This is a genomic window from Mesorhizobium sp. 43Arga (genome assembly GCF_053714255.1).
The window spans coordinates 221,887-243,674 of the sequence record NZ_JBSKBO010000010.1; the positions used below are offsets into that span (position 1 = coordinate 221,887).

Here is a 21,788-nt window from a genome sequence, read left to right on the forward strand (position 1 = left end):
TGCCACGGCAAGACAGGATTTGTATCATCATGACGCAGGCCGCGTTTCTTAATCCGTCCGATGCCGTGGTGTCGACCCATGCCGGTACGATAGCAGGCGAGCGCTTCCAGGTTCTCGATTCGTGGCGCGGCATCTGCGCGCTTCTTGTGGCGCTGTTTCATTTCCCGACCGCTTCCGCGATCTCGCAGAGCGCCTTCATCGGTTCGTCCTATCTTTTCGTCGATTTCTTCTTCGTCCTTTCCGGCTTCGTCATCGCCAGCAGCTATGCTGATCGGCTGAGTCAGCCGGTACACGTCTCCCGCTTTGCGCTGGTGCGGTTCGGCCGCATCTACCCGCTGCATCTCGTGATGCTCGCGGCCTTTGCGAGCTTCGAACTGCTGCGACTGATGCTGCCGCAACTGCATGGCACTGGGGCTGCCCCCTTCACAGGCGGTTTCGATTTGAAGAGCCTGCTTGCCAATCTGCTCCTGCTGCAAGGGATGGGCTTTGAGGATCATCTGACCTGGAATGCGCCAAGCTGGAGCATTTCGGCGGAGTTCTTCGCCTACCTCCTGTTCGCCGGCGTGATCTTCATCGCCGGCGCGCGTGCCTGGATATGGCTTGTCGCCGCCGCCATCACCGCGCCGCTGTTCCTGCTCGCCTTCTCCACGCATCATATGGATGTGTCCTACGATTTCGGCTTCATCCGCTGCCTCTACGGCTTCTCGCTCGGCGCCCTGCTGGCCTGGTTTCAGCATGATTCCATTGCAGGGGCGCGACAACTCCTCGGCAGAAACGGCCCGCGGCTGAGCTGGACCCTTGCCGAAATCGTCATGGTGGCGGTCATAGTCGCTTTCGTCTCACTGGCGGGCAGCAATGATTTCGGCATCGCCGCACCCCTGGTGTTTGCGCTGGCGCTGTTTCTGTTCGCCCATGAGGGCGGCTGGATTTCCGCCGTGCTGCGGGCGCCGTTCATGTTGACGCTCGGTGCGCTGTCCTACTCGATCTACATGGTCCACATCTTCGTGCAGGCGCGCCTGATCAACGTTGCCGGGCTGGTGGAACGCAAGCTTGGCCTCGGCCTCGTTGGCGACATCGTCTTGCGCGGTTCGCGGGCGACCGGCTTCGGCACCGGCTGGGCCGGAACGGTGGCAATCGTCGTCATGCTCGTCGCCACCATCGCCGTGTCATGGGTCACCTGGCGTCTGGTCGAAATGCCTGCACTGGCCCGGTTCCGCCGGCTCTCGAAACGCATCTGACACCGCCTTTCCTGAGAAACGGCTAGCCGGCTTCGTTCACCTCCCTGTCACGGGCATCGCCTATCCCGGCTTCGATCCGGCAAGGAGCGATTCTCGATGCGGACGACCTGGCTGAGCCTTCTGCTTTGCACGACCTTTGCGGCCGTCTCCGGTCAGGCCTCGGCGGGCGAAAGCCGCGCCAGGCAGATACTCGACCGCTTCGAGCATGCTAACCAGTGGCGCGACCATGTCATGGTGGCCGCGCATCGCGCCGGCAGCATGCAGGCCGGCAAGACGCTCTATGCGGAAAATTCGCTCGCCGCCGTCGAGGGCTCGATCGCCATGGGCGCCGAGATCGTCGAGGTCGACATCAGGCGCTCGAAGGACGGTGAGCTCGTCGTCATGCATGACAGCTGGCTCGACCGCACCACGACCTGCAAGGGCGAGGTTGTGAAATACACGCTGGCCGAACTGAAGACCTGCCGGCTGGTGATCGAGGGCACCCGCGCCGTCACCGACGAGAGGGTTTCGACGCTGCGCGAGATGCTGATGGCGACCAGGGACAGGATCCTCATCAATCTCGACAACAAGCTCGACGTCGGCGACCTGCCACGCATGGTCGCGGTGGCGCGCGATCTCGGCATGGCCGATCAGGTCATCGTCAAGGAGAACCTGTGGAACCAGACCAGGATTGCCACGGTCAAGGCCGCCATGGCCGCGATCGGCGGCGGTGTCCAGTTCATGCCGATCATCGCCGATGACGCGGTGCATGATGCCGGTTTCGCCGAAACGGTCGGCCACGCCTTCTCGCCGCGCGCGATCGAATTGATCAACTGGCGAGCCGGCGCCGAGACGCTGACTGAGACCGGTGGACCGCTGTTCAGCACGCGCATGCGCGCGGCCGCGGTGCGCGGCAACTGGCACATCTGGGCCGACACCTATGCCGTCGTCAACAAGCCGGGTGGTTTCCTGGCCGGCGGCCGTGGCGATGAACTGGCAGTGCAGGCCAGCCTGCCGCGCGAAGCCTGGGGTTTCTGGGTCGATCGCGGCGCCACCATCATCCAGACCGACGAGCCAAAGGCGGCCATCGACTGGCTTGCGGCGACCGGTTTTCGCGTGCCCTATGCCGGGACGGGCGAACGCATCGAACCCGCGGCGACCGCCAGCATCAATTGATTTCTTGTTTTCCTCGCTTCCGGGCTCGGAGTGGCGTTGACGGCGCTCGGCGCGTTCCTGCTCATCCGCGACGCGGACCATTTCGCCGGATAGGGATGAGCAATGCAAAAAGGCCGCCCGGAGGCGGCCTTCTCGATTGTCCAAACCGCGGAGCGCCCAGCGCTTCGAGAACTTGGCCCCAAGCGCTCTTTAGCGCTTGGAAAACTGGAAGGAGCGGCGGGCCTTCGCCTTGCCGTACTTCTTGCGCTCGACGACGCGGCTGTCGCGGGTCAGGAAGCCGCCCTTCTTGAGCACGGCGCGCAGCGCCGGTTCGTAGTAGGTCAGCGCCTTGGAGATGCCGTGACGCACCGCACCGGCCTGGCCCGAGAGGCCGCCGCCGACGACGGTCGCGACGATGTCGTACTGGCCCGAACGGTTGGAGGCGATGATCGGCTGGTTGAGGATCATCTGCAGGACCGGACGCGCGAAATAGGTCGCGAATTCCTTGTCGTTGACGACGATCTTGCCGGAACCCGGCTTCACCCAGACGCGCGCAATGGCGTTCTTGCGCTTGCCGGTGGCATAGGCGCGGCCCGACTTGTCGAGCTTCTGGACGTGGACGGGTGCCGCGGCCTGCGTATTCGTGTTGCCGGTGGCGGCGCCCAGTTCTGCGAGCGAGGAAAGCTCAGCCATCTTATGCGACCTTCTTGTTCTTGGAATTCAGCTTGGCCACGTCGAGGACTTCTGGCTGCTGGGCGACATGCGGATGCTCGGCGCCTGCATAGACGCGCAGGTTCTTCATCTGGCGACGGCCGAGCGGGCCACGCGGGACCATGCGCTCAACGGCCTTCTCGACGACACGCTCCGGGAAGCGACCCTCGAGCAGCTGGCGCGCGGTGCGCTCCTTGATGCCGCCGGGGTGGCCGGTGTGCCAGTAATAGACCTTGTCGGTGAACTTCTTGCCGGTGAACACCACCTTGTCGGCATTGATGACGATGACATTGTCGCCGTCGTCGACATGCGGGGTGAAGGTCGGCTTGTGCTTGCCACGAAGATGATTGGCGATGACAGTGGCGAGACGGCCGACGACGAGACCCTCGGCGTCGATCAGGATCCACTTCTTCACCACATCCGCAGGCTTCTGCGAAAAGGTTGTCATGTTTTCTGCTCTCGGTTTTGACCTTCAAAGCGAAGGCGTTTCTTGTTGCTTGGATTGGCGATAAGCGCTAGCCCGCCGCCAATAACAAAACGGCGGCCTTTGCGGGCCGCTGCTTCGTGAGGGCTTATAGGCGAGAGGGAATTGCGCGTCAAGCCGATTAAAAAGCCATTCAGCGAAGAAACAGCAGTAAAAACAATGGCATAGTCAAAAGGTATTATTTTACCACATCGCTGTTGCGCTTCGGCGGGATCGAATAGGTGCCGGTCGCGTGCGCGATCGTGTGTCCATCCGGGCCGGCGACGATGTCGATGTCGAACACCATCAGGCTCTTTCCCAGCTTCAGGATACGGCAATGGCCATCGATCGGCCCGGCCTCGGCCTTGCGCACGAAGTTGATGTCGAGGTTGACCGTCACGGACAGCGCATCCGGCCCGGCATGGGAGAGCACGCAGACATAGCCGCCAATGTCGGCCAGCGTGAACAGCGAGGGACCGGAGACGGTGCCGCCCGGACGCAAATGCCGTTCGCCGGCATTGAGCCGCACGGTGCAGCCGCCTGGGAAAACGTCGATGGCCTCGTAATATTTGAACTGCTCGTTGAGCTGCGGATAGACGGTTTCCATCAGCACATTGACTTGTGCCGCGGTCAGCACCGGCTTGAGATTGGTCTGGGCAGGCATGTCGGTCTCTCGCTTTACTCCTAGCCTGTATGGGCGCAGCCGGGCATTCCTGGCAACACCTTCAGCCTTCTGGCGCAAGCGATGGGTGTTGGACGAAACCCGATCCGATATTAGATAGTCGGTGAGCCCGACCGGAATCGCGGAGACCCTAGCCATGGCCGAAATCCTTGCCATCAAGCCTGCCGTTGTCGAGGGGCCGGTCACAACCAGGCTGGACAAGGCCGTGCTGCGGCTCACGCTCGCAAATCCCCCCGCCAACGCGCTTTCGCTGGCGGTAATGGCGGCACTGACGGCGGAACTCGACCGCGCCAAGGCCGACAAGGCGGTTCGGGTCATTGTCCTTTCGGCGGCCGGCAAAGTGTTCTGCGCCGGCCATGATCTCAAGGAAATGACGGCGCACCGCGCCGATGCTGATCGCGGCAAGGCTTTCTTCGAAGAGACGTTTGCCGCTTGCGCCCAGCTGATGCAGGCGATCGTGCGCCATCCCGTGCCGGTCATCGCCGAAGTCGACGGCCTGGCGACCGCGGCCGGCCTGCAGCTTGTCGCCAGCTGCGATCTGGCGATCGCCTCGCATGAGGCGACCTTCTGCACGCCGGGCGTCAATATCGGCCTGTTCTGCTCGACGCCGATGGTGGCGCTGTCGCGCAACGTCTCGCGCAAGCAGGCGATGGAGATGCTTCTGACCGGCGAGACGATCGACGCGGCAACCGCCAAGGAGTTCGGCCTGGTCAACCGTGTCGTGCCGCGCGAATACCTGAATCAGATCGTCACCAAATACGCGCAAACCATTGCTTCCAAATCATCTTTGGTGGTCAAGACCGGCAAGGAGGCCTTTTACGCGCAGGCCGAAATGGGGTTGGCGGACGCCTATGCCTATACAGGCCGCATCATGGTCGAGAACATGTTGGCGCGCGACGCCGAGGAAGGCATCGGCGCCTTCATCGGCAAGCGCAAACCGGAATGGACGGACGAGTAGCCGTGGAACCGCGCATCTCCATCGTCACGATTGCAACGGATGATCTCGACCGTGCGGTGCGCTTCTACGAAGCCATGGGTCTGAAACGGCACGCCGCGATCACCGACGGCGTCGCTTTCTTCCAGATGGGCGGCGTCATTCTCGGGCTCTTCCCGCGCGCAAGTGCCGAGGAGGATTCAGGCGTCACATTCGCCGAGGCGCCGTCCGCCGTCTACCTCGCCTACAACACCCGCTCCGACGCCGAGGTCGACGAGGTGCTCGCCATGGCGGAAAAGGCCGGCGGCCGCATCGTCAAGCCGGCCGGCCGCGCGTTCTGGGGCGGCTGGTACGGCTATTTCGCCGATGCGGACGGGCATGTCTGGGAAGTGGCACACAATCCGGCCTTTCCGATCGCCGAAGACGGCACGATTTCGCTGCCTGCTTGATGGCCTACCGCAAACAACTGACGGGGCTCAAGGCACCATACCTCAAGCGCGTCCTGCTCGATCCGGAGCGAGTGTCCGACTGGGAGGAATATCCCTGGAACCTGCCGCTGTTTCGCGGCCGCGAATTCGTACTCGAGTTTACCACGCCGATCACCATCATCGTCGGCGAGAACGGCACCGGCAAATCGACGCTGCTGGAAGCGATTGGTGCTTTGGCCGGCTATGACGAGGCCGGCGGCGGCAAGGGCTACCGTCCGGTCGACCATTCCAGCGCCATCGACAAGAGCGGCGCCGCATTGGCAGACACACTCCGGGGCCACTGGCTGCCAAAAGTCACCGCCGGCTGGTTCTTTCGCGCCGAATCCTTCTACTCGGTGGCCCGCTATCTCGATCAGGCGGCGCTGGAGTCTGGTGGGGCGCCGCCGGATTTCCTGTCCTGGTCGCATGGCGAGGGTTTTATCCGTTTCTTCGAGGAACGCTGCCGCAGGCAAGGCATCTACATTCTCGACGAGCCGGAAAGCGCGCTTTCGCCGTCGCGCCAGATCGAGCTGCTGAAGATGCTGCGGCGCATGGACAAGTCCGGCACCGCGCAGGTGATCATGGCGACACATTCGCCGCTGCTGATGGCCTGTCCCGGGGCGCGGCTGTTCCGCATCAGCCGGTTCGGGCTCGACCCGACCGATTTCACCGACACCGATCATTTTCGCATGATGCGCGACTTCTGTAGCAACCCTGACATATTTATGGAGGAAGCGCTGCGGGAGGACGACGCGTGACGGTGCGGATGACTGACGGTGATCTCAATTGGCGGATGGAAGAAGCGTGCCGCGAAGCCTGGCCGGCGGCCACGGAGACGGTCGTCGACGGTTGGCTGCTGAGACGATCCGGCGGCAGGATCCGGCGTGCGAATTCCGCCAATCCCTTGCGTGGCAAGCGCGGCGCGCCTGACGCGGTGATCGATGCCGCCGAGGCCTTTTATGCCGGTCACGGCCAGACGGCGCTGTTTCGCGTGCCCGACATTGCCAATGAACTCGAAGCCGCGCTCGTCGGCCGCGGCTACCAGCTGGAAGGCGGGACGATCCATCTCTATGCCGGTATCGGCGATTTGGCCGAGCTTCATGACGAGCATGTCGCGGTTTCGCCGATGCCAGGCGAGGACTGGTTCGCGGCCCGCTTTCGCATGGGCGCATATGACGACACCGACCGCCGCGTCTTTCGCCAGATGACGGGCCTGCTCGCCGGCGACAGGGCGTTCGTGTCGTGCGAGCGCGACAATGAAATTGCCGCCTTGGCCTATGGCGTCATCCGCGATGGGCTGCTTGTGGTGGAGTCGGTCGAAACCGACGCCAGGTTCAGGCAGCAAGGCTTGGGCCGCGGGACGGTTGGCGGCCTGATCGGCTGGGCACGGCGGGCAGGTGCGTCGGCGGCGTGCCTGCAGGTGGTGTCCGACAACGTGCCCGGCCGGGCGCTCTATGCCTCGCTTGGGTTCAACCGTGAGCTCTACCGATATCATTACCGCAGGAAGCCGCATGAACCACGATAGCTACGACAACGCCTACATCGGCGGCATCCTCAATTCGGTGAAGACCATCGCCATGGTCGGCGCCTCGGCCAATGACGTCAGGCCGAGCTATTTCGTCCTGAAATACCTGCTGGCCAAGGGCTTTTCGGTGTTTCCGGTCAATCCCGGCCAGGCCGGCAAGGAAATCCTCGGCCGGATGACCTATGCCAGGCTGGCCGATATTCCGGAACCGATCGACATGGTCGACATTTTTCGCGCCGCGACCGCGGTGCCGGGCATTGTCGACGAGGTGTTGCGGCTCGATCCCTTGCCGAAAGTCATCTGGATGCAGCTCGGTGTGCGCCATGACGAGGCCGCCGCTCGCGCCGAAGCCGCCGGCATCAAGGTGGTGATGAACCGCTGCCCCAAGATCGAATACGGCAAGCTCTCCGGCGAGATCGGCTGGACCGGTGTCAATTCCGGGGTGCTGTCGTCCAAAAAACCGCTGATGCGCCAGGGGTTTCAGAGTTTCGGCGTGCGCCAGAAATAGGCCGCGAGCGAGAAGCGCAAAACTATTCCGGCAGATGCCGTATTTTCCTGCGGCCTGGCTGAAAGTCCCGCGCCGAGGGGTATTTTCTTCTTTGCATTCCACGCCAGGCTTCGCCAAGAATGCGCGGCGAATTCAGACAAGTTCTTGAGGGAGGTTTTAAGTGACCCATACGCCCGGTTTCAACACGCTCGCCGTCCATGCCGGCGCCAAGCCCGATCCGGCCACCGGCGCGCGCGCCACGCCGATCTACCAGACGACCTCCTTCGTCTTCGACGATGCCGATCATGCCGCGTCGCTGTTCGGCCTGAAAGCCTTCGGCAACATCTACACCCGCATCATGAACCCGACGCAGGCCGTGCTCGAGGAGCGCGTCGCCGCACTTGAAGGCGGAACGGCTGCTCTCGCGGTCGCGTCCGGCCACGCCGCGCAGGTCATCGTGTTCCACAATCTGATGCAGCCGGGCGACAATTTCGTTGCCGCGACAAGGCTTTATGGCGGCTCGATCAACCAGTTCGGCCATGCTTTCAAGAATTATGGCTGGGAGGTGCGCTGGGCCGATACCAATGACATCTCGACCTTCGAGAGCCAGATCGACGACAGGACCAAGGCGATCTTCATCGAGAGCCTGGCCAATCCGGGCGGCACCTTCGTCGACATCGAGAAGATCGGTGAGATCGCCCGCAAGCATGGCCTGCCGCTGATCGTCGACAACACGCTGGCATCGCCCTATCTGATCCGGCCGATCGAGCACGGCGCCGATATCGTCGTGCATTCGCTGACCAAGTTTATCGGCGGCCATGGCAATTCGATCGGCGGCGTCATCGTCGACGGCGGCACCTTCGACTGGTCGAAATCGGGCAAGTATCCGATGCTGTCGGAACCGCGCCCCGAATATGGCGGCCTCGTCCTGCACGAAACCTTCGGCAATTTCGCCTTCGCTATCGCCGCGCGCGTGCTTGGCCTGCGCGATCTCGGCCCGGCGATATCGCCCTTCAACGCCTTCCTCATCCTGACCGGCCTGGAAACCTTGCCGCTGCGCATGCAGCGCCATTGCGACAACGCCGTCACCGTCGCCGGCTGGCTGTCCAACCATCCCAAGGTCGCCTGGGTGAACTATCCTGGCCTACCCAGCGACAAGAACAATGCGCTGCAGAAGAAATACTCGCCGCTCGGCGCGGGCGCCGTGTTCACCTTCGGCCTCAAGGGCGGCTACGAGGCCGGCGTCAAATTCGTCGAGGCGCTGGAACTGTTCTCGCACCTGGCCAATGTCGGCGACACCAAGTCGCTGGTCATCCATCCGGCGTCGACCACGCACCGACAGCTTTCCGACGAGCAGAAGGTCAAGGCCGGCGCCGGCCCGGACACCGTGCGGCTTTCGATCGGCATCGAGGACGTTACCGATATCGTCGCCGACCTTGAACAGGCACTCGCGAAGGTCTGATCGGAAATGGCTGCGTTTCTTTCAGTCGACACCAACAGCGTCGAACCCGAATCCGGCGCGCCCGCGCCGGACCGGCTGATCTCGGGCGATCCTAAATTCCGCACCTGGAATGTCGAGGAGCGGGATGGCGGCCTTTATGCCGGCATCTGGGAATCGACCCCCGGCAAATGGCGCATCGTCTATGACGAATGGGAATTCTGCCACATCCTGTCCGGCGTTTCGGTGATCGCGGAAGACGGTGGGCAAGCGCGCACCGTCAAGGCCGGCGACAGCTTCGTGCTGAGGCCGGGCTTCAAGGGCAGCTGGGAAGTGCTTGAAACGACCCGCAAGGAGTATGTGATCAAGCTGTGATTACTTCGCCGGAAACTGGCCGAGGCAGGCTTCCGACGCTTTGTCGTGCGCCATCAGCAAATCGGCGTCCTGTGCCTCTATATCAGCGTCCGAGATCTCGTCGCGATAATATTGCGCCAGGAGGTCGAGCCCCTGCTGGCTGACGCCATAGGTCGGGATTTCGCGGGCGACGCAGCCGCAAAGCGCGAGCGCGAGATCGGGCGAACCGGTCTTGTGGTTGGTCAGGATGAAATCCTGTGCCGGGCAGGCATCGAGAAAGCCGTTGAAGTTCAGCTTCTGCTGTGGCTGATCACCATGATCGAAATAGGCCGGCGGCCATTGGCTTTTGCCGCTCGCGACATCGCAGCCCGTGGCGACGTCCTGGGCGCTTTTCGACAGGGTGAGCCAGGCATCCTCCTTGTCGCCTACGGGGTAGTCGAAATCTTCGCCCAGAAGTGAGGCGGCATAGGCGTCAAGGTCGGCCTGCGTGAGGCCGACCGTCTGAAATCGGTTGAACTGGCATTGGCAAGCGGCGCCCACTTGCTCCGTTTCACCCTGGGATGGCTGTTCGCTCAACTTGTTTTTCTGGCAGGCCGAGACAAAGGCGGCGCCATCCAGCGACGATGCCGGAAAAGTCTTGGCGTCGACATAGCGCTTTCCGTCCCAGCCAATTGTCATCGTGTCGGACTGGATGTCGAAGAAGCCGTTCCGTTTGAACGGGCTGAGCGCGATCTTGTCCTGCGGCACCAGCCTTGCGCCGGGAACGTCGCCGAGAACCTCATGATAGCTGTCGCCTTCCAGGACGAACAGGAAATTGCCGCAAGTGACGCCGTCGCAACCCGGCGCATAGCGGTAGGCGAAGATTTCGGGCAAGCCGTCGAGATTGAGATCGACCTCGATGGCGAAGGAGGCCAGCGGCAGGCCCCTGGATCCGGTCTGTCGCTCCAGAAGCCCCATCGCCATCTTCTGGGCGATGGCCATGCTGTTCTCCCAAGGGATGTTCTCCGGCTGTTGCTGGGTGCGTGCCGTGGTTCCCAGGCAGGCGCATAGCAACGCCAACGCGAACGCCAGTCTCCAAAACAGTCTCATCGCGCAGCCCCAGGCCCGCGATCGTTCAGAAGCCGACGGCGAGCGTTTCCAGCCCATGGAAGTGGTAAGTGTCGCGGAAGCTGGGCTGTTCGGCAAGATGCAGCCGTGGGTGCCGCTCGAACAAGGTTTTCAGCGACACCTGCAATTCGAACCGGGCCAGCGGCGCGCCGATGCAGAAATGGATGCCAGCGCCGAACGACACGTTTTTCTGGTCGCTCCGGTCCGGCCGGAAGGCCTGCGGTTCGGCAAAAGCGCTCGGATCATGATTGGCCATGCCGAGCAAAAGCCCGATGGTCTGGCCCGGCCGCACGACGATGCCGGGCGCGATCTCGATCTCCTGATAGGCGTAGCGCGTGAACATATGCAGCGGCGCGTCGAAACGCAGGCATTCCTCGACCGTCGCGGCCGTTGCTTCCGCCGAGATGAAGAAGCGGCTGGGGTCGCCGCCTTGCGCCAGGATCGAGCGCACCGCGTTGCCGGTCTGGTGCACGGTCGCTTCGTGGCCGGCATTGAGTAGCAGGATGGCCGAGGACACCATCTCATCCTCGGACAGTTTTTGACCGTCCTCCTGCGCCGAGATCAGCAGCGACAGCAGGTCGTCTCCAGGGTTTCTGCGTCGCTCGGTAATGTAGCCGCGCAGGAAATCGGCGAATTCGCTCGCGGCGCGATTGGCCGTCTCCTCGGTCTCGCGGGTGCGGCCATGGATGTACATGGCGACCATTTGATGGGACCAGTCGAGCAGTTGCGGCCCCATCTCGACCGGCACGCCGAGCATTTCGGCGATGATGGTGATCGGCAGGGGAGAGGCGAAGGCAGGCAGCAGGTCGACCGGTCCGGTAGGATCAAAGCGGTCGATGAGTTCGTTGGCGAGCGCCTCGACCCGTGGCAGCAGCCGCTCGACCTGGCGCGAGACGAAGGCGCGGTTGACCAGCGTTCTCAGCCGCGTGTGCACCGGCGGTTCCAGTTCGAGCATGGAGTTGGCTTCAATGCCGTCGAAGGCCCTGAGATGGCTTCGGTCCTGGCCGACGCCGCGGCTGTCGGGAATGCCGGTGGGGTTCTGGCGGCCGAAGCGGCGATCGCGCAGCAACCGGTTGACATCGTCGAAGCCGCCAAAGCACCAGAAGCCGAATTCCTCCCAGAAGAAGGCATTCGAGACGCCATGCAGGAAGGCGTAAGCCCCATACGGGTTCAGGAAGAAAGCCGGCTCGTGCGGATCGAGCCGCAGCCGGCGAGTGGCTGGATCAAAAGCCAGGCAGGGGAGCGTCGAATTGGTCATGCCAGACCCATAGCGCGGCTTGCCAGCCTCATTCCAGACCGTATGTTGGCGCCCGCACTCCAATGAATTGAGCCAGCCAATGCGGCCGCGGAAGGTCTGAGCGAATGAACGTGATCGTTGTCGGCGCGGGGATTGCCGGTCTCTCCACGGCATGGTCGCTGGTCAGGGCCGGTCACAGCGTGTCGATCGTCGAGCAGGGGCCGATCCCCAATCCGCTAGCCGCGTCAGGCGACCACCACCGCATCATCCGCCGCGCCTACCGCGCGGGAACCGGCTACGGAAGCCTGATCACCGAAGCCTATCAGGCCTGGGACGAGATGTGGGACGATCTCGGCGAAAGCCATCTTGATGCGCGCGGATTTGTCTGCATTTCGCGCTAGCCCGGCGATGAAGCTGAGGAATACCGCGAGGGCCTGGAAGAGGGCAATTTCCCCTTCGAACTGTTCGAACCAGACGCCGCCGTCGAACGCTGGCCGTTTTTGCAGGCCGGCACGTTCCGCTATGCCTACTATTCGCCGGAAGGCGGCGCGCTCCATTGCCGCAAGATCGCTTCCGGCCTTGCCGCCTGGCTCCGCGCCAACGCCGCCAATATCTACGAACACAGCAAGGTGACTGCGATCGACTCCGAAACTGGCCGCATCGTGCTCGAAAGCGGCGAGACCATGCAGGCCGACCGCATCGTCGTTGCCGCTGGCGCCTGGGTGCTGAAGCTGTTTCCGGAACTGAACGGCGAACTGAAGACCTATCGAACAGCCCTTGCCTATGTCGAACCGCCGGCGGACCTGAAGGCGGCCTGGGAGGCGGCGCCGGTCGTCCTCGACGTCGGCGGCGCTGTCGATGGCTACGTGATCCCGCCCTCCGGCGGCGCCGGCATGAAATTCGGGTCAGGCCTGCACCGGGTGCCGACCAGCGATGCCGACTGGAACCGTCAGCCAGTGCCGGGCGAGGGCGAGGCCATCCGCAACCTGTTTTCGCCACCGATCGCCCGCATCGAGGAATATGAGGTGGCCGAAGTGGTCACCTGCGCCTACACCTTCACCGCCGACGAGAAGTTCATGGCGCATGAGAAGGGCAGGTGCCTGATCGTCTCGGCCTGCTCGGGCCATGGCTACAAGTTCGGGGCGGCAGTCGGCCGCCGCGTTGCCGCCGCAGTCGGCGATGGCGATATCGCAGGCCTGAAGCGTTGGCTGCGGGCGGAGGCGGCCTGACCTAGTCCTGGCAGTGCCTGGGAATATGCACACGCCGCCAGCCTGATGACCCTTCACGGACCAGCACGCGCCGCGCGACCGTCTGGTAGGACGCCGGAACATCGATGATGCGCCTTTGCTCCGGCTGCACCAGCACCTCCTCGGCGATGCTGTCGTACTGCGCCGGGGTGACGACCCGCCTTGTGCGCTCCGGCTCGATCACCACCGTTTCGGCGACGCGTTCATAGCGCTCCTTGTGCCAGATCTTGCACAGAACCTTGCGGCCGTGGATGACGCGCCATTCCCAGGCATAGCCGCCGCCATCGACCCTCACCGTGCGGTAGACAGTGCGGGTGACGGCGGGCACGATTTCATAGCTCACCTGTGCGGGAACGGTCATCACCACGCGTTCGCGTGTGCCATAGATGGGCGGGGTATAGTCGACCTGCTGCCCGGGCGGGCTGACCAGCACGTCTTCGTAGACCGTGTCGTAGACATCAGGCGTGCGGACCGGCTCGTAGCATTCGACGGCGCGGCCGCCGGCCGCTGTCGCGGAAATCGTGCCGAGCACGGTCAGCCCGGCAATGGTGAAGCATGCGGCTTTCCTGAACATTGACACTCCCCCTATTGAACGGCCGATGACGGTTCAACGTTGGATTGTACGGGAAGAGACGTCCGGGAAAAGCGGATTTGCCGCATTTCGTTAAGCAATGCGGTTAAGAAATTGCTACGGATGGGGCGACGTCGGCGAACGGCGATGGCGCGGGTCGATGAATCCCGTGAATAACCTTGATTCGACTTACCCAGATGGCTAGGACGGGTCGGCCTTGCACAAGGATGAGCCGACATCCTATCTACGGAACGACGATCCAGAACCGATTCTGCCCGATCTGCCAGCATTCCCGGCGCCGGAATCCCACCGCGAGATAAGAGATAACTGATGAAGAACCCCGTCGAAACCTACATGAACCTCGTTCCGATGGTGGTCGAACAGACCAATCGCGGCGAGCGGGCCTACGACATCTTCTCGCGCCTCCTCAAGGAGCGCATCATTTTCATCACCGGTCCGGTCGAGGACGGCATGGCCACGCTGGTCTGCGCGCAGCTCCTGTTCCTGGAGGCCGAGAATCCGAAGAAGGAAATCAACCTCTACATCAATTCGCCGGGCGGCGTGGTCACTTCGGGCATGGCGATCTACGACACCATGCAGTTCATCAAGCCGGCCGTATCGACGCTCTGCATCGGCCAGGCGGCCTCGATGGGCTCGCTGCTTCTGACCGCCGGCCACAAGGACATGCGTTTCGCCACGCCGAACGCCCGCATCATGGTTCACCAGCCGTCCGGCGGCTTCCAGGGCCAGGCCTCCGACATCGAGCGCCACGCCATGGACATCGTCAAGCTGAAGCGCCGTCTCAACGAGGTCTATGTCAAGCACACCGGCAAGAGCTACGAGGAGATCGAACGCACGCTCGACCGCGACCATTTCATGACCGCCGACGAAGCCAGGGATTTCGGCCTCATCGACAAGGTCATTTCGTCGCGCGAGCCGGCCGAAAGCGCCGTGGCATAAGGGCTTGGTGGCAGTTGGATGACACCATCACGCGCTTTTGGCGCGTCTTGCGGCATTTCGGCCACAATTGGCTGTTCCCTCGACGGTCAGGATTGCCTACGTTAAGGCTATGTTGATTTTCGACGGCTTAGCTTTGTGTGGGGTTGCCGCGAATCATTGCCACGTTTTCTGATTTGTGTTTCGTACGGAATACGTTGCGGGAGCCGGGACACTGGCGGCGGCGGATTCCCGCGATAAATAGAGTAAGCGCCCTTTCAGCCAGACCATCGGCGGGCGGCGATGAAAGGACAGGAAAATGAGCAAGGTCGGCAACAACAGCGGTGACTCGAAGAACACGCTTTATTGCTCGTTTTGCGGCAAAAGCCAGCATGAGGTGCGCAAGCTGATCGCCGGTCCGACGGTCTTCATCTGCGACGAATGCGTCGAGCTCTGCATGGACATCATCCGCGAGGAGAACAAGACCTCGATGGTGAAGTCGCGCGAGGGCGTGCCGACACCGCAGGAGATCCTCAAGGTTCTCGATGACTACGTCATCGGTCAGCCCTACGCCAAGCGCGTGCTGTCGGTGGCCGTCCACAACCATTACAAGCGCCTCGCGCATGCCGGTAAGAACAACGATGTCGAGCTGGCCAAGTCCAACATCCTTTTGATCGGCCCGACCGGTTGCGGCAAGACGCTGCTCGCGCAGACGCTGGCCCGCATCATCGACGTGCCCTTCACAATGGCGGACGCTACGACGCTGACCGAGGCCGGTTATGTCGGCGAGGATGTCGAGAACATCATCCTGAAGCTCCTGCAGTCGGCCGACTACAATGTCGAACGTGCCCAGCGCGGCATCGTCTATATCGACGAGATCGACAAGATTTCGCGCAAGTCCGACAATCCCTCGATCACCCGCGACGTGTCGGGCGAGGGCGTGCAGCAGGCGCTGCTGAAAATCATGGAGGGCACGGTCGCCTCCGTGCCGCCGCAGGGCGGCAGGAAGCATCCGCAGCAGGAATTCCTGCAGGTCGACACCGCCAACATCCTGTTCATCTGCGGCGGCGCCTTTGCCGGCCTGGACAAGATCATCTCGGATCGCGGCAGAAAAACCTCGATCGGTTTCGGCGCCACGGTCGCCTCGCCGGAGGACCGCCGCACCGGCGACATCTTCCGCCAGGTCGAGCCCGAGGATCTGCTGAAGTTCGGCCTCATTCCGGAGTTTGTCGGCCGTCTGCCCGTCCTGGCGACGCTGGAGGACCTCGACGAGCCGGCGCTGATCCAGATCCTGACCGAGCCGAAGAACGCGCTGGTCAAGCAGTACCAGCGGCTGTTCGAGATGGAGAATGTCGACCTGACCTTCCACGAGAACGCCCTGTCGGCGATCGCCAAGCGCGCCATCGAGCGCAAGACTGGCGCGCGCGGCCTGCGCTCGATCATGGAGGCGATCTTGCTCGACACCATGTTCGAACTGCCCGCGCTCGAAGGCGTGCGCGAAGTGGTGATTTCGGAGGAAGTGGTGACCGGCAGCGCCCGGCCGCTCTACATCTATTCCGAACAGAAGGAAAAGAAGGGCAGCGTCAGCGCCTGACATGGCACTTCACCGCATATTTTTGTGGAACGGCGCCGTTGCGGCGCCGTTTTGCTGTGTAGGGCACGCGACCTTTGCAATGGAGTGGATTGCAGGCGATGTTAACTCTTGATCTTTGCCCCGCTTGCATCCACCTAACACGAGAAGGCCGAGGTGCCCGATTTCTGTGCTGTAAAACTCCCGTCACAAACGGTGGTAGGCGGAACGATCCCCGGTCGTTAATATAAGATTCGCGGTTGGCCCGATGGCGACCGCGACATGAAAGGTTGGACAATGGCCAAAATATCCAAGGCTCCCAGCGACGGCGTCTTCGCAGTTCTCCCGCTGCGCGACATCGTGGTGTTCCCGCACATGATCGTTCCGCTCTTTGTCGGGCGCGAAAAGTCGATCAAGGCGCTGGAAGAGGTGATGGGTCAGGAAAAGCAGATCCTGCTTGCCACCCAGATGAATGCTGCCGATGACGATCCCGAGCCCGATGCCATCTTCGATATCGGCACGCTCGCCAATGTGCTGCAATTGCTGAAGCTGCCCGACGGCACCGTCAAGGTTCTGGTCGAGGGCGCTTCGCGTGCCAAGATCGTTTCGTTCACCGACCGTCCCGATTTCCACGAGGCCCGCGCCACCGCGTTGGTCGAGCCGGAAGAGGAAGAGGTCGAGGTCGAGGCGCTGGCCCGCTCGGTCGTCACCGACTTCGAGAACTACGTCAAGCTGAACAAGAAGATCTCGCCTGAAGTGGTGGGTGCCGCCAGCCAGATCGACGACTATTCCAAGCTCGCCGACACGGTTGCCTCGCATCTCGCCATCAAGATCCCTGAAAAGCAGGAAATGCTGGCCACGCTCTCGGTCAAGGAGCGGTTGGAAAAGGCGATGGGCTTCATGGAAGCCGAGATCTCCGTCCTGCAGGTGGAGAAGCGCATCCGCTCGCGCGTCAAGCGCCAGATGGAGAAGACGCAGCGCGAATACTATCTCAACGAGCAGATGAAGGCGATCCAGAAGGAGCTCGGCGAGGGCGAGGACGGCCGCGACGAGGCCGCCGAGATCGAGGCGCGCATCAAGAAGACCAAGCTTTCCAAGGAGGCCCGCGAAAAGGCGGAAGCCGAATTGAAGAAGCTGAGGACGATGTCGCCGATGTCGGCGGAATCGACCGTCGTGCGCAACTATCTCGATTGGCTGCTGTCGATCCCGTGGGGCAAGAACTCCAAGGTCAAGCAGGACTTGGCCTACGCCCAGAACGTGCTCGACACCGATCACTTCGGCCTCGACAAGGTCAAGGACCGCATCGTCGAGTACCTTGCCGTGCAGAGCCGCCAGAAGAAGCTGAAGGGGCCGATCCTGTGCCTCGTCGGCCCTCCCGGCGTCGGCAAGACCTCGCTCGGCAAGTCGATCGCCAAGGCGACCGGTCGTGAGTTCATCCGCATGGCGCTCGGCGGCGTGCGTGACGAAGCCGAGATCCGTGGCCACCGGCGCACCTATATCGGCTCGATGCCCGGCAAGGTCATCCAGTCGATGAAGAAGGCGAAGAAGTCCAATCCGCTCTTCCTGCTCGACGAGATCGACAAGATGGGCCAGGACTTCCGTGGCGATCCGTCGTCGGCGCTGCTCGAGGTGCTCGATCCCGAGCAGAACTCGACGTTCATGGACCATTACCTCGAGGTCGAATACGACCTGTCGAGCGTGATGTTCGTGACGACGGCCAATACGCTGAACATCCCTGCGCCCTTGATGGACCGCATGGAGATCATCCGTATTGCCGGCTACACCGAGGACGAGAAGATCGAAATCGCCAAGCGGCACCTGATGCCGAAGGTGATCCGCGATCACGCGCTGCAGCCGAAGGAATTCTCCGTCGGCGAGGATGCGATCCGCGCCATCATCCAGACCTACACCCGTGAAGCGGGTGTCAGAAGCCTGGAGCGCGAGCTGATGAAGCTCGGGCGCAAGGCCGTGACCGAGATCCTGAAGACGAAGAAGAAGACGGTGAGCATCACGGCGGCGAACCTCGCCGATTACCTCGGTGTCCAGCGCTATCGCTTCGGCCAGGTCGAGGCTGACGATCAGGTCGGTGTCGTCACCGGTCTTGCCTGGACGGAAGTCGGCGGCGAGCTGCTGACGGTCGAAGGAGTCATGATGCCCGGCAAGGGCCGCATGACGGTCACCGGCAATCTGCGCGACGTGATGAAGGAATCGATCTCGGCGGCGGCCTCCTATGTCCGCTCAAGAGCCCTCGATTTCGGCATCGAGCCGCCGCTGTTCGACAAGCGCGACATCCACGTGCACTTGCCGGAAGGCGCCACGCCGAAGGATGGTCCGTCCGCTGGTGCGGCCATGGCCACAGCCATTGTGTCGGTGCTGACGGGCATTCCGGTCCGGGCCGACGTGGCAATGACTGGCGAGATAACGCTTCGCGGCCGCATCTTGCCGATCGGCGGCCTCAAGGAGAAGCTGCTCGCCGCGCTGCGCGGCGGCATCAAGAAGGTGCTGATCCCGGAAGACAACGCCAAGGATCTGGCGGAGATCCCGGACAATGTGAAGAACGGCATGGAGATCATTCCGGTCTCACGTGTCGGTGAGGTGTTGCGCCACGCGCTGGTGCGTATGCCGGACCCGATCGAATGGGTCGAACCGGCCAATCCGCCGGCCACGACCGACAGTGCGGATGACGCTGGAAAGTCGCTTGCACATTAGATTCTTTCTAAGGTTGCAGTGCACAAACGGAAAGCCGGGCCTCGCGCCCGGCTTTTTCATGTGAAAAACCCCGGATTTCCGGGCTTTTTTCCATTTTTTCCAGGCTTTTCGACTTGGTTGCGGCAACGCTTCTTTCTAAAGTCCGTTTCCTGCCGGATGAGTCGTTAGTTCCGGTGTTCTCATGGAAGGGAATTTTTATGAACAAGAACGAACTGGTGTCCGCTGTCGCCGACGCCGCGAGCATTTCGAAGGGTGACGCGCAGTCGGCGGTCGATGCGGTATTTTCCGTCATCACCGGCGAACTGAAGAAGGGCGGCGATGTCCGGCTTGTCGGCTTTGGCAATTTCACCGTGTCAAAGCGTGCGGCCTCGACCGGCCGCAACCCGCAGACCGGCGCCGAAGTGAAGATCCCGGCACGCACCGTGCCGAAGTTCTCGGCCGGCAAAGGCCTGAAGGACGCAGTCAACTAAGCGTTTTTTCTTTTCAGAGACCAGAAAAGCCGGGCTTGCCCGGCTTTTCTTTTGCCCGGCCTGGATGCACGTTCTTGGGGGTCAGGCTGTCCCGGAAAATGAGGGCGCGAAGCAGCCAGACTCGCGAGCTTGGAGAAACCGGGATGGAGGGGTGCCTGACTCGAGCCCGCGTTTTGCGCTCGACCGAGAACCCTGGCCATACTATCCTGGACCTTGGCGGCGCTGCTCCACGTGGGGAAGAGGTTTCCCTAATGCCCAGGGGTATTCGGAAATGGACCTGGTGATCGGCAAGCTTGGCGGATTGGTCTTTATCGTCCTTGGCTTCCTGCTGGCGGCCTCGGGTTACCGGGCCGCATCGACGGGATACATGGCTGCCGGGATCGTTCTGCTCGCCATCGGTCTTGCATTGGTGGTGCGCAAGGTGCTCCGGCGAAATCAAGACAATCAACAGTGATGGCCGCCAAGGGGTAGGGAGTTTACACTCCCTGCGTTCGCGCGGTCGGCCGACAGCACCCGAACAGATCGGTCTGCAGCAGTGCAGGCGGTGCATAAACCTTTTAGTTCCGGCCGTCGGAATTCGCTTTGAAGCGAGTATATGCTTTCGCGATCCGGCCTTTCACCTGGTCGGGAGCCGGCAAGTGGCCGGTAAAAACGTAGACTGGATCGTTTTCTTCTCAAAAGCGGTCCTCGTTTTTATGCATGCCGTTGTCTCTGGTCCACTTTTGGGCGACATGCTCTAGCCATTCGGCGCGTCGGCGCGCATCAGGCCTTCCTGCTTGAGATCAGCCCAAAGCGCTGCCGGCAGCTTCGCGTCGAGCAGCGCGCGGTTGCTCTCGACTTCGCTCGGCCGCTGGCCGCCGGGGATCACCGAGACGACCGAGGGATGCAGCAGCGGAAACTGCAGCGCCGCCTCGATCAGCCTGACACCATGGCGCTTGCAGACAGCCTCGATGCGCGCGACCCGCTCGAGAATGTCGTTCGGCGCCTCGGAATAGTTGTAGTAGGCGCCGGGTTTCGGTCCTGTCGCCAGGATGCCGGAATTGTAGGGGCCGCCGAGCACGATTCCGATGCCGCGCGTCTGGCAGAGCGGCAGGAAGGATGTCAGCGCCTCCTGTTCCAGCAGCGTGTAGCGCCCGGCAAGCAGGAACAGGTCGAAATCGCCGCGCTCGGCCAATGTCTGTGCAACCTGCCATTCGTTGATGCCGCCGCCGAACGCCTTGATCGCACCCTGGTCGCGCAGCGACAGCAGTCCGTAATAGCCCGAGCGCATGAATTCTTCGATGCGCCGGTCGGACGCCTCCTTGCTGCCATGGGTGAAGATGTCGACATCGTGCACGAACAGTATGTCGATCCGGTCGACGCCAAGCCGCTCGAGGGAGGCCTCGAACGAACGCATGACGCCGTCATAGCTGTAATCGTAGACCTCCTGGCGTGATGGCGTGTCGAAGAACTTGCCGATGCCGGTGCGCTGCTCCGGCGGGCAGGCGCGCATGAGGCGGCCGACCTTGCTCGACAGCACATAGTCGTCGCGTTTCTTGCCGCGCAGGAAGGGGTTGAGGCGTGTTTCCGACAGGCCAAGCCCGTAGAGCGGCGCGGTGTCGTAGTAGCGGCAGCCGGTCGCCCAGGCGGCGTCGAGCGTGGCCTTGGCATCCTCGTCCGAAACGGCGCGGTAGAGATTGCCGAGCGGTGCCGTGCCGAAGCCGAGCTCCGTAAAGGTGAGGCCGCCATTGCCGATGCGGTCGAAATGCCGTGTCTTCATGTCCTGCAGTTTTCCCGGGATTGATCTGTCTGAGCTGATTTGTCTGACTTGACACTATCATGCCTGTGATCAGGCAAAAGCGCCGCGCGGCGTTGGACACGCATTTTCGCGGTTGCTAGCATGAATGAAATCAAGCTGTTCGCAAAAAAATCCGAGGATGATTTCGAGGGTGGGTTTGTCGTGAGCGACCGGAACGAAAATCCGTTCAAGACCGCGCTCGACGAACTCGGCGGCGTGCTGGCGCGCGTGGATGACAGCCAGATCGACGCCGCCTGCAAGCTGTTGGCCGAAGCCCCGCAGATCGTCGTCTATGGCTGCGGCCGCGAGGCCCTGCAGGTCAAGGGTTTCGCCATGCGGCTCTATCATCTCGGCCTGCCGGTCTCGGTGGTCGGCGACATGACCACGCCGCCCTTGCGGCCTGGTGACGTCTTCCTGGCCAGTTCCGGACCGGGAGAAACCTCGACCGTGCTGACCTTGATGCGTGTCGCGCGCGAAGCCGGCGCGACCAATCTGCTGCTGACCGCCCAGTCCGGCGGCAGTGCGGCAAAACTGGCCGATACCTCGCTGCTCATCCCGGCCCAGACCATGGCCAATGACCAGGGACCGCAAAAGACTTCGGTCCTGCCGATGGGCTCGGTGTTCGAAGGGGCGCTGTTCCTGCTGTTCGAGGTGATGGTGCTGAAGCTCAAATCCCTGATTGGTGCTTCGCCCGAAGCCATGCGCGCCCGCCACACCAACATGGAATAGAT

General features: G+C 62.4%; 22 protein-coding genes and 1 pseudogene. 16 read left to right on the forward strand and 7 right to left on the reverse strand.

Going from position 1 to position 21,788, the window contains the following annotated elements; genetic code table 11:
* Window positions 1-29 precede the first annotated feature (29 nt).
* Entirely contained in the window at window positions 30-1,238 is a 1,209-nt protein-coding gene (locus ACWGS8_RS28840; protein ID WP_454584111.1) for an acyltransferase family protein, read from the forward strand.
* Between the two features lie 96 nt (window positions 1,239-1,334).
* Window positions 1,335-2,393 carry a glycerophosphodiester phosphodiesterase family protein gene (locus tag ACWGS8_RS28845; RefSeq protein WP_454584112.1) on the forward strand — a complete coding sequence of 353 codons (1,059 nt, stop codon included), beginning with the start codon at window positions 1,335-1,337 and terminating at the stop codon, window positions 2,391-2,393.
* Between the two features lie 189 nt (window positions 2,394-2,582).
* Here ACWGS8_RS28845 and rpsI read toward each other — a convergent pair whose 3' ends face one another.
* The 3 genes from rpsI to ACWGS8_RS28860 form a co-directional block, all read right to left on the reverse strand.
* On the reverse strand, window positions 2,583-3,065 hold the full coding sequence (gene rpsI / locus ACWGS8_RS28850; RefSeq protein WP_010915637.1) for a 30S ribosomal protein S9: 483 nt from the start codon (window positions 3,063-3,065) through the stop codon (window positions 2,583-2,585).
* Window position 3,066: 1 nt separating this feature from the next.
* Entirely contained in the window at window positions 3,067-3,531 is a 465-nt protein-coding gene (rplM, locus tag ACWGS8_RS28855) for a 50S ribosomal protein L13 (protein ID WP_010915638.1), read from the reverse strand.
* Window positions 3,532-3,745: 214 nt separating this feature from the next.
* Complete coding sequence (locus ACWGS8_RS28860) at window positions 3,746-4,210, reverse strand: PaaI family thioesterase (RefSeq protein ID WP_454584175.1); 465 nt, start codon at window positions 4,208-4,210, stop codon at window positions 3,746-3,748.
* 154 nt (window positions 4,211-4,364) lie between these two features.
* On the opposite strand from ACWGS8_RS28860, the gene ACWGS8_RS28865 reads away from it, so the two are divergent.
* From ACWGS8_RS28865 to ACWGS8_RS28895, 7 genes are all read left to right on the forward strand, one after another.
* Complete coding sequence (locus ACWGS8_RS28865) at window positions 4,365-5,186, forward strand: enoyl-CoA hydratase (protein ID WP_454584113.1); 822 nt, start codon at window positions 4,365-4,367, stop codon at window positions 5,184-5,186.
* 2 nt (window positions 5,187-5,188) lie between these two features.
* Window positions 5,189-5,611 carry a VOC family protein gene (locus tag ACWGS8_RS28870; RefSeq protein WP_454584114.1) on the forward strand — a complete coding sequence of 141 codons (423 nt, stop codon included), beginning with the start codon at window positions 5,189-5,191 and terminating at the stop codon, window positions 5,609-5,611.
* Window positions 5,611-6,387: an AAA family ATPase gene (locus tag ACWGS8_RS28875; protein ID WP_454584115.1), complete on the forward strand. Its 777-nt coding sequence runs from the start codon at window positions 5,611-5,613 to the stop codon at window positions 6,385-6,387. The genes ACWGS8_RS28870 and ACWGS8_RS28875 overlap by 1 nt, the downstream gene beginning before the upstream one ends.
* Window positions 6,388-6,395: 8 nt before the next feature.
* On the forward strand, window positions 6,396-7,154 hold the full coding sequence (locus ACWGS8_RS28880; RefSeq protein ID WP_454584116.1) for a GNAT family N-acetyltransferase: 759 nt from the start codon (window positions 6,396-6,398) through the stop codon (window positions 7,152-7,154).
* A complete protein-coding gene (locus ACWGS8_RS28885; RefSeq protein ID WP_454584117.1) occupies window positions 7,141-7,662 on the forward strand; it encodes a CoA-binding protein in 522 nt (173 codons plus the stop codon). Before ACWGS8_RS28880 ends, ACWGS8_RS28885 begins: the two co-directional genes overlap by 14 nt.
* 160 nt (window positions 7,663-7,822) lie before the next feature.
* Window positions 7,823-9,103, forward strand: a complete 1,281-nt coding sequence (locus ACWGS8_RS28890; RefSeq protein WP_454584118.1) for an O-acetylhomoserine aminocarboxypropyltransferase — start codon at window positions 7,823-7,825, stop codon at window positions 9,101-9,103.
* 6 nt (window positions 9,104-9,109) lie between these two features.
* Complete coding sequence (locus tag ACWGS8_RS28895) at window positions 9,110-9,454, forward strand: cupin domain-containing protein (RefSeq protein WP_454584119.1); 345 nt, start codon at window positions 9,110-9,112, stop codon at window positions 9,452-9,454.
* Here ACWGS8_RS28895 and ACWGS8_RS28900 read toward each other — a convergent pair whose 3' ends face one another.
* Both ACWGS8_RS28900 and ACWGS8_RS28905 read right to left on the reverse strand, forming a co-directional pair.
* Window positions 9,455-10,414, reverse strand: coding sequence for a hypothetical protein (locus ACWGS8_RS28900; RefSeq protein WP_454584120.1), 960 nt, complete (start codon window positions 10,412-10,414; stop codon window positions 9,455-9,457).
* 133 nt (window positions 10,415-10,547) lie between these two features.
* A complete protein-coding gene (locus ACWGS8_RS28905; protein ID WP_454584121.1) occupies window positions 10,548-11,798 on the reverse strand; it encodes a cytochrome P450 in 1,251 nt (416 codons plus the stop codon).
* A 104-nt stretch (window positions 11,799-11,902) separates the two neighbouring features.
* On the opposite strand from ACWGS8_RS28905, the pseudogene ACWGS8_RS28910 reads away from it, so the two are divergent.
* A pseudogene (locus ACWGS8_RS28910) lies at window positions 11,903-13,006 on the forward strand (NAD(P)/FAD-dependent oxidoreductase).
* A 1-nt stretch (window position 13,007) separates the two neighbouring features.
* Here ACWGS8_RS28910 and ACWGS8_RS28915 read toward each other — a convergent pair.
* The gene (locus tag ACWGS8_RS28915) at window positions 13,008-13,598 is read right to left on the reverse strand and encodes a hypothetical protein (protein WP_454584122.1); all 591 of its coding nucleotides are present in this window, start codon (window positions 13,596-13,598) and stop codon (window positions 13,008-13,010) included.
* Between the two features lie 327 nt (window positions 13,599-13,925).
* Here ACWGS8_RS28915 and ACWGS8_RS28920 point away from each other — a divergent pair, with 327 nt between their 5' ends.
* The 5 genes from ACWGS8_RS28920 (at window position 13,926) to ACWGS8_RS28940 (ending at window position 19,734) form a co-directional block, all read left to right on the forward strand.
* Window positions 13,926-14,555 carry an ATP-dependent Clp protease proteolytic subunit gene (locus ACWGS8_RS28920; RefSeq protein ID WP_454584123.1) on the forward strand — a complete coding sequence of 210 codons (630 nt, stop codon included), beginning with the start codon at window positions 13,926-13,928 and terminating at the stop codon, window positions 14,553-14,555.
* Between the two features lie 295 nt (window positions 14,556-14,850).
* Window positions 14,851-16,125: an ATP-dependent Clp protease ATP-binding subunit ClpX gene (gene clpX / locus ACWGS8_RS28925; protein WP_454584124.1), complete on the forward strand. Its 1,275-nt coding sequence runs from the start codon at window positions 14,851-14,853 to the stop codon at window positions 16,123-16,125.
* 273 nt (window positions 16,126-16,398) lie between these two features.
* Window positions 16,399-18,810 (forward strand): endopeptidase La, encoded by a 2,412-nt coding sequence (gene lon, locus ACWGS8_RS28930; protein ID WP_454584125.1) that lies wholly within the window; start codon window positions 16,399-16,401, stop codon window positions 18,808-18,810.
* Window positions 18,811-19,007: 197 nt separating this feature from the next.
* Window positions 19,008-19,280, forward strand: coding sequence for an HU family DNA-binding protein (locus ACWGS8_RS28935; protein ID WP_006201846.1), 273 nt, complete (start codon window positions 19,008-19,010; stop codon window positions 19,278-19,280).
* A gap of 271 nt (window positions 19,281-19,551) precedes the next feature.
* Window positions 19,552-19,734: a hypothetical protein gene (locus ACWGS8_RS28940; protein ID WP_454584126.1), complete on the forward strand. Its 183-nt coding sequence runs from the start codon at window positions 19,552-19,554 to the stop codon at window positions 19,732-19,734.
* 282 nt (window positions 19,735-20,016) lie between these two features.
* Here ACWGS8_RS28940 and ACWGS8_RS28945 read toward each other — a convergent pair whose 3' ends face one another.
* Entirely contained in the window at window positions 20,017-21,039 is a 1,023-nt protein-coding gene (locus tag ACWGS8_RS28945; RefSeq protein ID WP_454584127.1) for an aldo/keto reductase, read from the reverse strand.
* Between the two features lie 120 nt (window positions 21,040-21,159).
* Here ACWGS8_RS28945 and ACWGS8_RS28950 point away from each other — a divergent pair, with 120 nt between their 5' ends.
* Window positions 21,160-21,786 (forward strand): SIS domain-containing protein, encoded by a 627-nt coding sequence (locus ACWGS8_RS28950; protein WP_454584128.1) that lies wholly within the window; start codon window positions 21,160-21,162, stop codon window positions 21,784-21,786.
* Window positions 21,787-21,788: the final 2 nt, after the last annotated feature.